Here is a 14,049-nt window from a genome sequence, read left to right on the forward strand (position 1 = left end):
GCGCGTATCTAGAAACACATCTTGCGATCGGTCGGCTTCAGCCAGTCGCGGCAGCTTAGGGGTGTTGTCACGGGCAGCTGGACGAATGCTTGGGACGCATTTTGGTCATAGAAATTCATGGCATCTTGAAGCCTCATGACGGCCAATTCGCACGCGCGTGGCTCCGACGGGTTCGAAGCTTAAATTGACACGGCGTTAGCGTCGTCTGCCCTGTACTCGGCCTTCTTTCTCTCCTCATCACCAGATCCTCTTGCCCTGGCTGATCCTTCAAGTCAGGGCGGGTTGAAGCCGACCGACCAGGTCGGCATGGCTCGCCCGACGACTCATATCCCTCATTTGGATGATGCCGTCGCAAATTTTGGACTGATATTGGCCCTAATCAGGAGAAGCCGCCACTATAAAGACGAGGCAGAACGGTGCTCGAATCGCTCATCGACCGAATCTATGAGGCTGCGGGCTCACCAAGGCTCTGGGTCGATGCCATTCAATGGCTCTGCAATTATGCCGAGTCCGATCGAAGCTCGCTGATCGTGCTGCCACAAGTCGGCACGGCTCGTTGGGTCGCTTCAACGGCCCCGAAATGCCAGTCCAACCCCGCTCTCGCTTCGCCTGCCCTTCGTAATACAGGGCGCAACCCACGCTTGCATATGCTCGCGCATACGAAATTCATACAAGACGTCGACAGCGCCTTCATCTGCTGCGGCAGCGACATGTGCAGCAGCAACGAACATTCGTGGCGGGCCGGCACGGCCATTCAAGTTCCCAATGGCGATCTCGCGATCATCACGGCGGAACGCCGAGCCGAACGCGGCCCCTACGGAGCAGGCATTCTCTCCCGACTGGACGCCCTGAGGCCGCATCTGGTTCGCGCCTGTCACCTGAGCGCACAATATGGCTACGAGCGCGCGCGGGTCGCCACGACGACGCTGGACCATATCGGACTTCCAGCTGCCATCTTGACGGCATCTGGCCGGATCCTGATCACCAACGAATGCTTACAGGCGAGCCACGGAAGGATTGCGTCTGGTCAGAACACCGAATCGCTATTCAGGAATTTCTCGAACAGCAAATTGCTGCACGAAGCGATTAGCGGGGTCGCGGATGGCCGCAGCGTCGCATGTACGTTACCGGTGCGCGCGATCTCCGATCATCGCGCCTTCGTCGCCCACGTCCATCGCATCGCCAAGCCGGATGACGACGTCTTTGATGCATCCGCGATGCAATTGATCTTGAAAAAGATCGGCGCACCGCCGGCGCCGGATAACGATCTGCTGCACGTCCTGTTCGATCTGACCCCCGCTGAAGCGCGGCTGCTCCGAGCGCTCGCCGGTGGATTACGGTTGCAGATCTATGCTGAGAATACCGGCGTTCAGGCCAGCACCGTGCGAAGCCAGCTCAGATCGATTTTCGTCAAGACGGGGACCAACCGCCAGTCAGAACTGTTGAGCATCGTTGCATCGATCTCGACGTTCGCTGGCTCTTCGGCGAGCTGTTGACAGGCGGCCGATACATGTCGCGTCATTGCCCAGAGGTATTCTGGCCAACGAATGCTGTGAGCGAGAGCTCTGTCGGGAAACTCTTGAACGCGCCGAATTGTAGCGTGGTGAGTGCGCCACACGCTGCCGCGCTGCGCAGCGCCTCGTTGAGCGGCTTGCCTGCGAGCAGTCCTGCGATCAGGCCGGCTGCGAACGCGTCACCTGCTCCGACCGTGTCGACCGCTGCCACTTCGAAGGCCGGTTGATGAAGGGGTGGACCATGCGATCGGAACGCGACCGCACCGCGATGCCCCAGGGTGACGATGAGAAGATCCACGCCGTCAGCGAGGAGCCTGTCGATCGCGGGTGTTGGCTGTAATGCCTCATCGCTGACGCCAGGCATGCTGAGGCCAGGAATGCTGATGCCAAGTGCAGCCGCTTCCACCGCGTTGACGACGAGAATCGATGTATTGGCCAGAATGGATGGCGCGATCGGGCGAAAGGGCGATGGATTAAGCAGTGTTGTTATACCACGCGCTCGAGCGAGCGCGAACGCTTCATCGATGGGCGCGTCCGGCGTTTCGAACGTCGCCGCGACGAGGTTCGATCGAAGCAAGCGCGGAGCGAAGCTGCGGATATCGTCGGCCGTAAGCGCGAGGTTGGCTCCGAGGCACACAGCGAGACAATTTTCTCCGGCCGGATCAACGAAGGCGACGCCTGCGCCTGTCGAGCCCTCGCGACGCACGAGCATCTCAGATGAAAAACCAAGTTGCGCGAAGGTGGACGATATAACGGATGAAAACAAATCTTCTCCCACGGAGAAGATGCCGTCGACTCCGACACCGAGCCGGCTCACCGCGAGCGCGAGGTTGAACCCCTTGCCGCCGGGCTCCGCCAAGAAGGTTGATCCACTGAGAGACTCACCTGCGAGCGGCAGCCGTGTTACTTTGACGGAGCAGGCGACGACGACGCTACCAACGACGAAGACCTTCATGTCGCGCTCGGATCCAGGTCAGCTTAGGTTATAGTACCGGAGCGCGGCAGGAAGTGCGATTCGGAAATCAGATGACGGATGGCGTTGTGAGGCCTCAAGCCGCAATCGGTGATCGCCCCTCGGTGCTGTCCCTCGTGCGACTGCGCGATGACACGGCCATGCCGCTTTATCGGCAGATTGAGGAGCAGCTGCGTGACTTGATCCTGTCGGGCTCGTTGCCGCCCGGCGTCATCTTGCCGGCCGAGCGTCAGTTTGCCGATAGCCTCGGCGTCAGCCGGGTCACGGTTCAGCGCGCCTATGCCGAACTGCGCGACGACGAGCTTCTCGTCCCACGCGGACGCTCAGGCTTTCTCGTCCGGCGTCGGCCAGAGCCCGTCCGTCCCGGGATGGACCGTCTCAAGGGCTTCACAGAGGAAATGCGCGAGCTGGGAAAAATCCCGTCCTCCCGCATCCTTGAGCGAGTGGTCACTGAAGATCGGTCGATCGCTTCGATTTTCGGGCTGCCTTCGACATCGCCGTTTTTGCGACTCATCCGGGTGCGTTCTGGAGACGGAGTACCGATGTCACGCGAGATTGCCTGGTACAACATCAGGGCAGTGCCTGACCTTGAGAGCGGCGACTTGTCCGGTTCAGTGTACGCGTTTCTGGCGCAACATGAGGGGGGCCGCCTCCTGCGCTGCGAGCAGACGGTCGAGGCAACAATGCCGACGGCTGAGGAATGTGAGATTTTTGGCTTCGGCTCGCCGATGCCGTGCTTGTTGATAAAGCGGCACAGCTACAATCAGCATTCCGTGATGATCGAATATGTTGAAGGTCTATTTCGAGGTGACGTCTATCGATATAGACTGAATCTCGCTGTTTAAATCTGCCCGCGGCCTCAACGGTAACGAGAGCTCGGCGTCGCCTATAGGTATTATCTAGATAATTTTTGGTCAAGAAGAAGCTTATTCATCATACAATTCAATCATCGAGATCTAAGAGCGCAATGGAACTCGGCAGGGTTCGGTGATTAGCGGCCTCCCAGAATTGGTTGCGGCCGACAGCAGAATGATAGATGTCCGCTTTGGGAGATTTATCCAGCGGCGTTGGATGACCGAGATGGGCGCAAAGCCGAATGTCGGCTTTGCGGCGGCAACTCAAAGTCAGCCCACCACCCCGAAATCTTCTTAGACGGCGGCCTCTATGTGACAGATTTTGTAAGGCTGCGGCGGTTTCCGGCATGCCCGACAAGATCTGGAGACAAAACGTCCTGTGTAGATGGCTCCCGCGTTGCAACGGAAGTTGCGAGGGTGGGCGTTTTGATCGGGCGAAGTCTTGTGTTCGGTCTGTATGCGCGGCCGTTGGCCGCTGGCCCTGATGGTTTCCGCAGATGCGGACCCATTCTGCTCCGCGGATTTCTCGCCTGCGGCATCGGCGGCATCCATGTCGCCTTCGATGACCCGGAGAACCTCAGCGCGCAGGTTATAGCGCGCCTGCACGCGAACCCATCACGACCGAGGACCTGATCACCTGAGCCGACGAGCGCCTCGGCGCCGCAGAATCGGCCCCTGGTGAGATGAAGGATCACCTCGAGATGTATTATCGGCGCATCAGCTCGACAAAGCGGCGCCGGTCCGGCCCGACCTGTGCCCGAACCTTATCCGCACTTTCGCGCCGCCTTCCTATCCCATCACCCACGGCTATGGCTTGGCAGTTCGGACCTAAGCGCTCTCGTCAATCACCGGCCGAGGAATGGAGGGAGTTCGCTTCGAGGGTCGACGGTGGCAACAGGAGCGAACCACCGCAGCGGCTGTCTTCTGGGTCGGAGGCGAAGCTATTGTTACCCTAGACTTTGCCCTGAGCGGCCACGCTCGTCGTGGCCGGGCTGGTAAGTACCTGTAACATATTGTGAGCGCGCTGGGACCCGAACCCAGGACCTACAGATTAAAAGTTATTGCCGGACTGGAAAAGCACAGTATTAGCAATGCACACTGTGTCCAATCCGGTCTGCCTGATGCCGCCAAATGATGGCCTTCAGGAGAGGGATTGGACACAGCTGCGGGCCGCCCTCGACGTCCCTCCCCTGCCCGCTGTAGCCTCGCCTTATGAGCGAAGGTCACGATCCAATTTTCTAGGCCGTTGAGGCGCTGAAGCTGCGCGGCCACGCGGTCGAGCCGTGGGGCGGCGATGAGTTCTGTCTTGTCGACGGACAGTCTCTGACCGGTGGCGAACTCCTGGCGCTGGCCGTGCGGCTCGGCCTCGTGGACTCGCCCGGCCGGGTGCAATTGGCCGCCGTCGTGGCCAAAGAGATCCCCAGCGTCGGCGACCTGCGCCGGAAGTCCGAGGTGACGGACGACGAGATCGAGGCTGCTACCGCCGCTTACCTGGCGGATGAGAACGCCAAGCCGTTCGCCTTCAAGTCAGGCCCCACTATCGACGTGGCGAAAGCGATCGAGATGCATCCGCAGGCAAAAATGCTGCTCGCGGACGAAGCCACCACGACCGGCCTGCGCCGCACGATGGTGATGACCGCCGTGATCATGGGCTTCCCGGTCCAGGGATGAGCGAGGACCCGGACGCCGCGCACGAAGGCCCGGCCCCTTCCGCGATGCAGAACACTTATCAGTGTAATCGAGGTATCCAGGTCGCTTGTATACGAACGGCCGCAGCGTCTAGCCCAGAAAATAAGCCTTAACATCTGATATTTTTCAGCTAGAGACGTTGGCCGTGGGGGCGAATCACCAAGGATTAGCGATGTGACTGATAACACCAGCTGCAGTCTGCAGAGCCCGACAGGAATGGCGGTCGAAATCGTCTTCGCTTACGTCTGTCATAATCCAATACCAGCTTCTGAGCTGCCGGCGCTGATCGTGGCGGTCCACGAAGCAATCGTCGCAACAAGTACAGGCGCCACTCGCGACTCGACTGCCGAAGCCGAGGTTCAGAGGCCAACGCCACACCAAGTAAGAAAATCCGTCCAAGATGATGGGATAGTAAGCTTCGTCGACGGCAAGACCTACAAGACGCTGAAGCGTCACCTCACCGCCCACGGCCTGACGCCGGAGACCTACCGCGAGCGCTACGGCCTGCCGGCGGATTACCCGATGGTTGCGCAGAGCTACGCTGCACGGCGAGCGGAGATCGCGAAGGCTACCCGTCTTGGCGTGCCCGGTGCACAGGGCATTCAGCGCAGGACTGGCACCGGCGGCTGATCCGCAGCGCGATGGGGCCGCCTTACCGCTCGCACCTTTTGGCGCATCAGGAACGGCATTCGGTAAAAGCAGTTGAAGGCGCTCCTGCGCAAGCTGGACCGCCTTCATCCTTTCAAAGGTCGGTGTGAGGCAGCGCGATGGGGCCGCGTCAGCGCTTCGCCGCGAACTCCCAGACCGGCTGTCCCGAGGTCTGACCCGGCTTCGTCCGGTAGCCGGAAAAGCGGTCGAAAACGATTCGGTCGGGCCATCGTTGCCGCGAGCGACACGGATGGCATCGTCAAGCTGAACCCGGAGATCGGCATCATACCGGTCATCGGTAACCGTTCGATTTTACGTCAGCTGAACCGCTTTGATGGCTACCTGTTGCGCGGTCGCTATAGTCAGTATCTCAACGGCAGGACAGGCTAGCGTAGATCAGGTCCATTGGATCCATCCGCGATGTCTGTTTACGTCATCGGCGACAGCCACGGGCACTATCTGTTCGCGCGAGCGCAGGCCGCGACGGCGCATTGCCTGCCGGGGCATACGATGCACCGCGCCGGGCGCGACGGGTTAGAGCATCTCCTCAACCTGATCGAGCCGGCCCCAGGGGACGACTACATCTTCGTCTTCGGTGAGATCGACGTCCGCCAGCACCTGATCCGCGTCGCTGGCGAGAAGGGGTGGGCCTATGAGGCGGTCGTGACCGAACTCGCCGACCGCTACATCACGGCCTTGCGAGCCTCGCTCGACGGCCTTGCCCATCGCCCCCGAGTGAGCCTCTTGGGGATCGTCCCGCCGTTTGATCATCCGCAGGGAGCTCGTGTGTTGCCGCCGCACGGCCCGCTGCGTGACCGGCTCGTCGTCTGGTACCTGCTGAGCGAAGCGATAAAGGAGCGCGCGCGCGAGGCTGGTTACGGCTTCATCCCGATCCCGAAGATCTATCATGCGCGCGACGGGTCCCTGAAGCGGCGCTACAGTGACGGCTTCGCCCACATCGCCAAGGATTGCACCGGGCCCGTGGTCCGGGCGGTCGAGAAGGCGCTGGGCGTGGACTTGGCGTTCCGCCCGCTCCCCCGCCGACGCCACCTGCTGCGCTCAGCGTTGCGCCAGATCGCGCTGATCAACGACGATTGGTCCGCACTGTGGTCCCTGGGCGAAAGCGTGATCGACGCCTAGCAAGCTTTGCGTCTCAATGTAACGACTCAGCCGAGCCGGTACGCCTCCACGCCGTGCTGATCGAGGAAGGTCAGCCCGTTCGCCCGCATCGCCGGTCACTTCGCCGGCAGGAGAAGAGCCGGGATAACGACAGAGGCCATTGCGGCGTCCTCCGCTCAAGGAACGCCGCACACGAAAAAACCGCCTCGGCCGGAGCCGGGCGGTTCAAGGTTGGTCTCGCTGAGGATCAGAGGCCGGTCTACGTGCGAACCGGCGTGGCGGTTCCGGGTAGGGGCGGCGGGCCGCTCGGCCCCGCCCTGATCTGCTCACGGAGAGAGGGAGCCTCCAATCTCACGAGCTACCCAAATACGACGTCTAAGAGTTCTGGCTCAAACCCCTCCTAATCGACGCCGCGCTCCTGAAGAGAGCGGCGTCTTTGGATTCACGCCGCTCTTACGGTGGCCAGGAAGCGCGCGACCTCCGCGCCGAGGTGCTCGGACTGACGCGACAGCTCGGAGGCCGCCCCCAGAACCTGGCTGGCCGCCGCCCCGGTCTCCTCGGCCGCTCCCGCCACACCGGAGATGTTGCTCGTCACCTCGCCGGTGCCCATGGCGGCTTGCGCGACATTGCGCACGATCTCCTGGGTGGCCGCACCCTGCTGCTCGACCGCCGCCGCGATCGAGGTCGCCACGCCGCTGATCTCGCGGATCCGCCCGGTGATCCGCCGCCTGACTGGATCGTCGTATCCGACCTGTCGCGGCACCCAATCGGCGTCTTGACCGTCGATGGGGGGCATCCTCCACTAGTCCGGAGTTCATGCACCTCGTGTGCCACTCGAGAATTGCGAATAGTTACGGAGGGGAGGCGAGCGGCATCACACCGCAAGGCCTTTGGCGGGAGTGCGGAATGAGCGCGTTCGTCTTCGCCACCCGCGAGCCGTTAGGCGTCCCGTTCGACGATACGATCGCCCGCTCGGCCAACCTGTCCCGCTGCGGCGCCCGCCGCTTCACGCTGACTCGCACCTGGTCGCTCGAAAGCGGCCACGTCTGCTTTATCGGCCTGAACCCGAGCACGGCAGACCACCGGCAGGACGACCCGACGGTGCGCCGCTGGATCCGCTCCGCCCGGTCCTGGGGCTACGGCGGGTTCACCGCGGTTAATCCCTATCCGCTGCGCACCTCGTCGCCGGCCGAGTGTCGTGCCTGGGCGCAGTACATGGTCAACGGCCCGGACTGGTACGCACGGGACGTGATCCACTTCAGCAACCTGCCGACCCTCGTCCGCGAGGCGAAGGCGGTCGCGCTCGTCTTGGCCTGCTGGGGCGCCGGCGCGTGGGATCCCGAGTTCGTCGACCACGTGTTCGAGGAGATCACGACCGGCGAGGCGCCATGGCCCGACGTGCACTGCTTCGGGCTGACCGCCGACGGCTCGCCGATCCATCCGATGGCGCGAGGGCGGTCGCGCATCCCTGATCACGCGCAGCCGGTGCTGTGGAAGGCCGCAGCGACAGGAGGGGCAGTGCCGCGTAGCGTACCCCGCGCGCCCGCCGTGCGGTTCTCGATCGACCCGGCTGACATCCCGGCGGAGAAGGTCGCCCGCCGTCTGCACCTCACGCCGGCGCAGTTCGACGCTGTCCGGACGCGGCTATTCATACGCGGCTTCCCACGTGCGGATCCGGACACGGGCATGTACTGCCTGGAGGCGATCGACCGGTGGCAGCTGCACCGGCATACGGGGCTGTTCCCCGAATTGACGACGCCTGATCCGGCGGTGTCTGGTGCCGCCCCCAAGAAGAGCCTCGGAGCGATGGCCCGTGAAGCCCACGAACGGCGGCAGGCCCCGGAGCGGGTCCGGCCTGATTGACCTTCCGCGCCGCGTGCGCGGGCGGGCCAATCCGACCGGCCGGATGTATTTCAGCTTCGAGCGGTTCCGGGGCACCCCGCGCGCATAGCCGGTAGTGCTCTTCTCGATTCCCCGCAGGACGATGCCTTCTGGCGCCGCTGCCGCCAGTGCGAGGCGCTGGTGGCTGAGGAGACGACCGCTGGCTGGGTATGGGCCTGGACGAGCAGTTCCGGCCGTTCCTATCCACTGCCGTTACCTCGAGGCGATGGCGGCGCCGCGGCGTTCTGGGCAGCCGTGGACGACGCAGAGGCCCGGGACCACACCGACGACGGGCAGTCCCGCAAGACGTTCGACGCACTGATCGAGGCCTATCAGGGGCACCCGGCATACGGGAAGCTCGCGGATCTCACGAAGCGCGATTACGACCGGCACCTCAAGGCGATCAGCGGGATGTGGGGCGCCGAACCTGTGGCGGAGCTCACTGCGGTGGACGCCCAGAAGGCGATTGATCTGCGCTCCGCGACGCCATCCGGCGCCCGCCATTTCCGCGCCGTCCTGTCCAAGCTGCTGTCGTTCGGCGCCGCCCGCGGGTTCTGCGCTGCCGACGTCGCCCGGGGTCACCGAAAAGGTCGAGCACGAAGTCGAGCCGCACAAGCCGTGGTCGGATCGTGCGTTCGAGGCGTTCTTCGAGCACGCGCGACCCGGGCTGCATCTGCCCGTCTACGCGGCCCTCTACACCGGTCAGCGCTCGGTCGATGTCCTGCCGATGGTCCGGCCGGCGCCGGGCGCGAACGCCATCGAACTCGTCGCGCGGAAGACAGGCGCCGAGGTCTTCGTCCCGATCCATTCGGAGTACCGGGAGATCCTGACCCGGACGCACATCGATCACCCGGCGCTTCACCTGCGCGAGGACGGCCAGCCTTGGACGCGCGCCGCATACCGGACCGCATAGCAGCGCGAGATCACGTCGAAGACGAGCAAGGGCGCGCCGGCCCAGGTCTCCCGAGAGAAGGCCGTCGCGATGAAGACGCTGCGCGATGGCGCCTTCGTGTTCCACGGGCTGCGCGAGAACGCCGTGAATATGCTGCTCGAGGCCGGCAACCCCGAGGCTGAGGTCTCGGCGACCGTCGAGATGTCCGAGCAGATGGTGCGCCACTACAGCCGCGACGTGAACAAGCGCCGGCTCGCGATCAACGGCATGCGGAAGCTGGAAGAGTGCTGGAAAGAGACCCGCGCCAACCTGTTCGGACCGGGCTCTCCGGCCGCCGCCGGATAGGGGTTTGGACACAGCCGGCCTAACCTTGGACACAAGAGGCCACTGGTCACAGCCTTGATATTCACCATCACACTGTATTTGCTAGCGTTTTTGGTGAGCGCGCTGGGACTCGAACCCAGGACCTACAGATTAAAAGTCCGTTGCTCTACCAGCTGAGCTACGCGCTCGCGTCCCGGACCCGCCTGTGGCGACCCGTCAGGGACGGCGCGTTCGCAATAGGTGAGCGGGACCGGAGGGTCAACACGAGGGCCGTGGACAACGCTCAGGACGCGTCGCCGCGCGCACGCTCCACGATCCCGCGAGCCTCGTCGAAGGCCGCGTCGGCGTCGAGTTCTGTGGTGTCGAGCCGGACCGCGTCATCGGCCATGCGCAGGGGGGCTGCACTCCGGGAGGCGTCGCGGGCGTCGCGGGCTTCGATATCGGCCAGGATGGCCGCGAAGGTCGCGCTCTCGCCGCGGCCGGCGAGCTCACGGTGCCGGCGGCGGGCCCGCTCCTCCGAGGAGGCGGTGATGAACAGCTTCACGGGCGCGTCCGGACAGACCACCGTGCCGATGTCGCGCCCGTCCAGGACCGCGCCCTGGGGATCGGCGGCGAAGCGGCGCTGCCATGCGAGCAGGCCGGCGCGGACCTCCGGCACGGCCGAGACGCGCGACGCCGCCTCGCCCATCGCCCGGTCGCGCAGGCGCGGGTCGTCGAGCATCCCGGCGTCGAGCGCCTGGGCGGCCCGGGCCGCGGCCGCGTGGTCGCCGAGGGACAGCCCGGCATCGATCAGCGCCAGCGCGACGGCGCGGTAGAGCAGTCCGGTGTCGAGATGCGGCAGGCCGTAATGGTCGGCCAGCCGCTTCGCCAGCGTGCCCTTGCCGGAGGCGGCCGGACCGTCGATCGCGATGATGAGCGCCATCGGGTCAGGCTCCGATCCGTCCGCCGAGGGCCTGCATGGTGGGCAGGAAGCTCGGAAAGCTGGTGGCGATCATCGCGCCGTCATCGACCGTCACCGGGTTCCGCGTGGCCAAGCCCATGACCAGGAAGGCCATGGCGATGCGGTGATCGAGATGGGTCGCCACCGTACCGCCCCCCGGGGCCGCGGTGCCGTCGCCCTCGATCACGAGGTCGTCGCCCTCGACGGCGTGGCGGACACCGTTGGCCGCCAGCCCGGCCGCCACGGCGGCGAGGCGGTCCGATTCCTTGACCCGCAGCTCGTGTAGGCCGTTCATCCGCGTGCGGCCTTCGGCAAAGGCCGCCGCAACCGCCAGCACCGGGTACTCGTCGATCATCGCGGGCGCGCGCTCGGCCGGGACGTCCACGCCCTTGAGCCGGCTCGCGCGGATACGCAGATCGGCCACGGTCTCGCCACCTTCCTCGCGCTCGGCCACGCGCTCGATCTGGGCGCCCATCTCCAGCAGCGTGGTGATGAGGCCGATGCGCAGCGGGTTCATCATCACGCCCTCGATCACCACGTCGGAGCCGGGGACGATCAGCGCCGCGACCAGCGGGAACGCCGCCGAGGACGGATCGGCCGGCACTCTCACTTCCGTCCCGCGCAGGATCGGCTGGCCGGTGAGCGCGACCGTGCGGCCGTGGCCGCCCGGGCCGTGCGGTGCGACGCGGATTTCGGCGCCGAACAGGCGCAGCATCCGCTCGGTGTGGTCGCGGGTCGCGGCCGACTCGATCACCGTGGTGACGCCGGGCGCGTTGAGGCCGGCGAGCAGCACCGCGGACTTGATCTGCGCGGACGCCGCCGGGGTCTCGTAGGTGATGGGGATCGCCTCCCGGGGACCGCGCAGCGTCAGCGGCACGCGTCCGCCCGGCGCCTCGTCGAGGATTTGCGTGCCCATGCGGGCGAGCGGGTCCAGGATGCGGCGCATCGGCCGCGAGCGCAGCGAGGCGTCACCGTCGAAGGTCGCGGTGACCGGCTGGCCGCCGACCACGCCCATCATCAGGCGCGAGCCGGTGCCGGCATTGCCGAAATCCAGCACCGCGCTCGGGTCGCTCAGGCCGCCGATCCCGACGCCCCGCACCCGCCAGCGCCCCTCACCGAGGCGCTCGATTCCGGCGCCGAGCGCCTTCGCGGCGGCGGCCGTGCGCAGCACGTCGTCGCCCTCCAGAAGCCCCTCGACCCGGGTCTCGCCCTCACTCAGGAGACCGAGGATCATCGCCCGGTGGGAAATCGATTTGTCGCCCGGCGGCCGCAGGCGCCCTGTCAGGGGTGCACCCGGCGCGGCGGTGAGGGGCTGGGGAGGCGAATCGTGCGACAAGGGAGGTCCGTTCGGGCTCTCGAGGTGGGCCAGGATCCGGCGCGTCGCGCGGCAGGGCCGCGGTGCTGCAATCGGACCGTGAAATCGCCGCGCGGTTAACACGCGCACTGCTCGGCGTCATCCTGCGTGCCCCTTGCGGCCGACCCTGTTGGGAACCGCGCGATCGGGTTCGATTGACAGGGATCGCGCCCGCGACTAACGGGGCCCCTCCCCCGAGACAGTAGTAGACGACGAGGTGTCCCCCGTGGCCCGACCGGAACTTGGCTTGAAGCGCCAGTGCATGAGCTGCGGCGCGAAGTTCTACGACCTCGCCCGCGATCCCGCCGTCTGCCCGAAATGCGGCGCGGTCTATCAGGCGGTCGCCACCTCGAGCCGCGCGGCGCCCCCGGCGCTGTCGCGCGCATCGAACACCAACGATGACGAGGACGAGACGGACGACAAGGGTCCGGAGCTGGTCTCGCTCGATGAGGTCGAGGCCGCCGAGGACGAGGCGGATCCGACGCCCGATGACGAGACGGCCGATGACGGGGACTCGACCGAGGACGACACCTTCCTCGAGGAGGAGGACACCGGCGACGACGACGTGTCCGACCTGATCGACGGCGATATCGAGAACGACGAGGAGAGCTGAGGCGGTCTCCGTCTCCCTTTCAAGAAGCCCCTGATGAGAGCGAAAAAAGGGGGTTGAGTCCGCGGTGCGAGCCGCCTATAGAACCGGCCTCGCCGGACGCAAGTCGGACGGCGAGGCCCCGCGGGACCCAAACCGTGGTGGATGTTAAAGTGGGGCCTTAGCTCAGCTGGGAGAGCGCTTCCATGGCATGGAAGAGGTCATCGGTTCGATCCCGTTAGGCTCCACCATCCCACTTCCGCGTGTCGTGCCCCTGTCCGGGACGCGAACCGCCGTTAAAACAATTGGGGCCTTAGCTCAGCTGGGAGAGCGCTTCCATGGCATGGAAGAGGTCATCGGTTCGATCCCGTTAGGCTCCACCATCTTCCTCCAGCGCAACGCGGCCATCCTGGCCTTCTGCGCTGTAAAGCAGCTCCCCAGAGCACCGTCCTTGCGAGCGGAGCGACGCAATCCAGTTGGCGCGACGACTGATGTCCCGCGGCCCTGGGTCACTTCGCGTTTATCGTGATGACGGAGAGGACACCGCCCGAGAGTTCCTGGCGGAAACCGTCTTGGCCGATCAGGCTCCCAACCGGACCCACTGCTGTATAGACCCGGCTCAGCGGGTCAGATGCCCCAGCGGCAGCGCCGTCGTGTACTTCACCTGTCCCAGGGCGAAGCTGGAGCGGATGTTGGCCACGCCGGGGATCCGCGTGAGGTGATCGAGGACGAGCTTCTGGTACTGGCCCAGATCCTCCACCACCACCCGCAGCATGTAGTCGGCCTCGCCGCTCATCAGGTAGCACTCCATGACCTCCGGGCGGCTGCGCACCGCCTCGTCGAAGGCCTGGAGCGCCGCCTGAGTCTGCTTCTCCAGCGACACGTGGACGAACACGTTGACGGCGAGTCCCAAGCTCAGCGGGTCGACCACCGCCACGCAGCCGCGGATCACCCCCGCCTCTTTCAGATCGTTGACGCGGCGCCAGCACGGCGAAGTCGACAGGCCCACGCGCTCAGCGAGGTCCGCGATGCTGATCTCGCTGTCCTGCTGCAGGCATTCGAGGATGCGCAGGCTCGCGGCGTCGAGGGGGGCCGGTCGCGTGGGCATGAGATCGGTCTCCGGTTGCAGTGGCCAGCAATGTCCGCCGTCTGAAGTCCGCGGGCAGGCGTCAGCCACTGCCCTGTGGCATGATTTGCCAGTTGGCGTCCAATTTTGGAACGAACGATCCGGATAAGACGTCGACAGAGCAAATATTCGGCATGTCCGCCCGC

At 65.0% G+C, this 14,049-nt stretch carries 13 protein-coding genes, 3 tRNA genes and 1 pseudogene; 11 read left to right on the forward strand and 6 right to left on the reverse strand.

Annotated elements, in window-relative coordinates; genetic code table 11:
• Window positions 1-416 precede the first annotated feature (416 nt).
• Window positions 417-1,496 carry a helix-turn-helix transcriptional regulator gene (locus tag M6G65_RS19050; RefSeq protein WP_238196154.1) on the forward strand — a complete coding sequence of 360 codons (1,080 nt, stop codon included), beginning with the start codon at window positions 417-419 and terminating at the stop codon, window positions 1,494-1,496.
• Window positions 1,497-1,518: 22 nt separating this feature from the next.
• Here M6G65_RS19050 and M6G65_RS19055 read toward each other — a convergent pair whose 3' ends face one another.
• On the reverse strand, window positions 1,519-2,469 hold the full coding sequence (locus M6G65_RS19055) for a ribokinase (RefSeq protein ID WP_238196153.1): 951 nt from the start codon (window positions 2,467-2,469) through the stop codon (window positions 1,519-1,521).
• Between the two features lie 71 nt (window positions 2,470-2,540).
• On the opposite strand from M6G65_RS19055, the gene M6G65_RS19060 reads away from it, so the two are divergent.
• The 4 genes from M6G65_RS19060 to M6G65_RS19075 all read left to right on the forward strand — a co-directional run bounded on the left by M6G65_RS19060 (window position 2,541) and on the right by M6G65_RS19075 (window position 6,818).
• The gene (locus M6G65_RS19060; protein WP_238196152.1) at window positions 2,541-3,332 is read left to right on the forward strand and encodes a GntR family transcriptional regulator; all 792 of its coding nucleotides are present in this window, start codon (window positions 2,541-2,543) and stop codon (window positions 3,330-3,332) included.
• A 1,362-nt stretch (window positions 3,333-4,694) separates the two neighbouring features.
• Window positions 4,695-5,012 carry a hypothetical protein gene (locus tag M6G65_RS19065; protein ID WP_250102721.1) on the forward strand — a complete coding sequence of 106 codons (318 nt, stop codon included), beginning with the start codon at window positions 4,695-4,697 and terminating at the stop codon, window positions 5,010-5,012.
• A 234-nt stretch (window positions 5,013-5,246) separates the two neighbouring features.
• Window positions 5,247-5,660, forward strand: coding sequence for a Ros/MucR family transcriptional regulator (locus M6G65_RS19070; RefSeq protein ID WP_238196150.1), 414 nt, complete (start codon window positions 5,247-5,249; stop codon window positions 5,658-5,660).
• Between the two features lie 423 nt (window positions 5,661-6,083).
• On the forward strand, window positions 6,084-6,818 hold the full coding sequence (locus M6G65_RS19075) for a hypothetical protein (protein ID WP_238196149.1): 735 nt from the start codon (window positions 6,084-6,086) through the stop codon (window positions 6,816-6,818).
• A 421-nt stretch (window positions 6,819-7,239) separates the two neighbouring features.
• Here the strand turns inward: M6G65_RS19075 and M6G65_RS19080 are convergent.
• A pseudogene (locus M6G65_RS19080) lies at window positions 7,240-7,518 on the reverse strand (methyl-accepting chemotaxis protein); the annotation flags it as partial.
• A 185-nt stretch (window positions 7,519-7,703) separates the two neighbouring features.
• Here M6G65_RS19080 and M6G65_RS19085 point away from each other — a divergent pair.
• From M6G65_RS19085 to M6G65_RS19095, 3 genes are all read left to right on the forward strand, one after another.
• The gene (locus tag M6G65_RS19085; RefSeq protein ID WP_238196148.1) at window positions 7,704-8,660 is read left to right on the forward strand and encodes a DUF1643 domain-containing protein; all 957 of its coding nucleotides are present in this window, start codon (window positions 7,704-7,706) and stop codon (window positions 8,658-8,660) included.
• A 484-nt stretch (window positions 8,661-9,144) separates the two neighbouring features.
• A complete protein-coding gene (locus M6G65_RS19090) occupies window positions 9,145-9,591 on the forward strand; it encodes a site-specific integrase (RefSeq protein ID WP_238196147.1) in 447 nt (148 codons plus the stop codon).
• Window positions 9,592-9,660: 69 nt separating this feature from the next.
• Entirely contained in the window at window positions 9,661-9,915 is a 255-nt protein-coding gene (locus M6G65_RS19095) for a hypothetical protein (RefSeq protein ID WP_238196146.1), read from the forward strand.
• 91 nt (window positions 9,916-10,006) lie between these two features.
• On the opposite strand, the gene M6G65_RS19100 is transcribed toward M6G65_RS19095, so the two are convergent.
• The 3 genes from M6G65_RS19100 to aroA all read right to left on the reverse strand — a co-directional run bounded on the left by M6G65_RS19100 (window position 10,007) and on the right by aroA (window position 12,170).
• A tRNA-Lys gene (locus tag M6G65_RS19100) sits at window positions 10,007-10,082 on the reverse strand.
• A 95-nt stretch (window positions 10,083-10,177) separates the two neighbouring features.
• On the reverse strand, window positions 10,178-10,816 hold the full coding sequence (gene cmk / locus M6G65_RS19105; RefSeq protein ID WP_250102722.1) for a (d)CMP kinase: 639 nt from the start codon (window positions 10,814-10,816) through the stop codon (window positions 10,178-10,180).
• 4 nt (window positions 10,817-10,820) lie between these two features.
• Complete coding sequence (gene aroA, locus M6G65_RS19110) at window positions 10,821-12,170, reverse strand: 3-phosphoshikimate 1-carboxyvinyltransferase (RefSeq protein WP_238196144.1); 1,350 nt, start codon at window positions 12,168-12,170, stop codon at window positions 10,821-10,823.
• Between the two features lie 244 nt (window positions 12,171-12,414).
• Here aroA and M6G65_RS19115 point away from each other — a divergent pair, with 244 nt between their 5' ends.
• The 3 genes from M6G65_RS19115 to M6G65_RS19125 all read left to right on the forward strand — a co-directional run bounded on the left by M6G65_RS19115 (window position 12,415) and on the right by M6G65_RS19125 (window position 13,160).
• Window positions 12,415-12,801 carry a TIGR02300 family protein gene (locus M6G65_RS19115; RefSeq protein WP_192708088.1) on the forward strand — a complete coding sequence of 129 codons (387 nt, stop codon included), beginning with the start codon at window positions 12,415-12,417 and terminating at the stop codon, window positions 12,799-12,801.
• Between the two features lie 151 nt (window positions 12,802-12,952).
• Window positions 12,953-13,028: transfer RNA gene (locus tag M6G65_RS19120), tRNA-Ala, on the forward strand.
• A gap of 56 nt (window positions 13,029-13,084) precedes the next feature.
• Window positions 13,085-13,160, forward strand: a tRNA-Ala gene (locus M6G65_RS19125).
• Window positions 13,161-13,396: 236 nt separating this feature from the next.
• Here M6G65_RS19125 and M6G65_RS19130 read toward each other — a convergent pair.
• A complete protein-coding gene (locus M6G65_RS19130; RefSeq protein WP_238196143.1) occupies window positions 13,397-13,885 on the reverse strand; it encodes an Lrp/AsnC family transcriptional regulator in 489 nt (162 codons plus the stop codon).
• Between the last annotated feature and the right edge of the window lie 164 nt (window positions 13,886-14,049).

This window comes from Methylobacterium tardum, from assembly GCF_023546765.1.
Classification (GTDB): Bacteria; Pseudomonadota; Alphaproteobacteria; order Rhizobiales; family Beijerinckiaceae; genus Methylobacterium; species Methylobacterium tardum.

Coding starts and splice junctions, on each gene's coding strand:
- M6G65_RS19060 (WP_238196152.1), top strand. CDS start 2,541: ATGACGGATGGCGTTGTGAGGCCTCAAGCCGCAATCGGTGATCGCCCC.
- M6G65_RS19070 (WP_238196150.1), top strand. CDS start 5,247: ATGGCGGTCGAAATCGTCTTCGCTTACGTCTGTCATAATCCAATACCA.
- M6G65_RS19085 (WP_238196148.1), top strand. CDS start 7,704: ATGAGCGCGTTCGTCTTCGCCACCCGCGAGCCGTTAGGCGTCCCGTTC.
- cmk (WP_250102722.1), bottom strand. CDS start 10,816: ATGGCGCTCATCATCGCGATCGACGGTCCGGCCGCCTCCGGCAAGGGC.
- M6G65_RS19095 (WP_238196146.1), top strand. CDS start 9,661: ATGAAGACGCTGCGCGATGGCGCCTTCGTGTTCCACGGGCTGCGCGAG.
- M6G65_RS19055 (WP_238196153.1), bottom strand. CDS start 2,469: ATGAAGGTCTTCGTCGTTGGTAGCGTCGTCGTCGCCTGCTCCGTCAAA.
- M6G65_RS19130 (WP_238196143.1), bottom strand. CDS start 13,885: ATGCCCACGCGACCGGCCCCCCTCGACGCCGCGAGCCTGCGCATCCTC.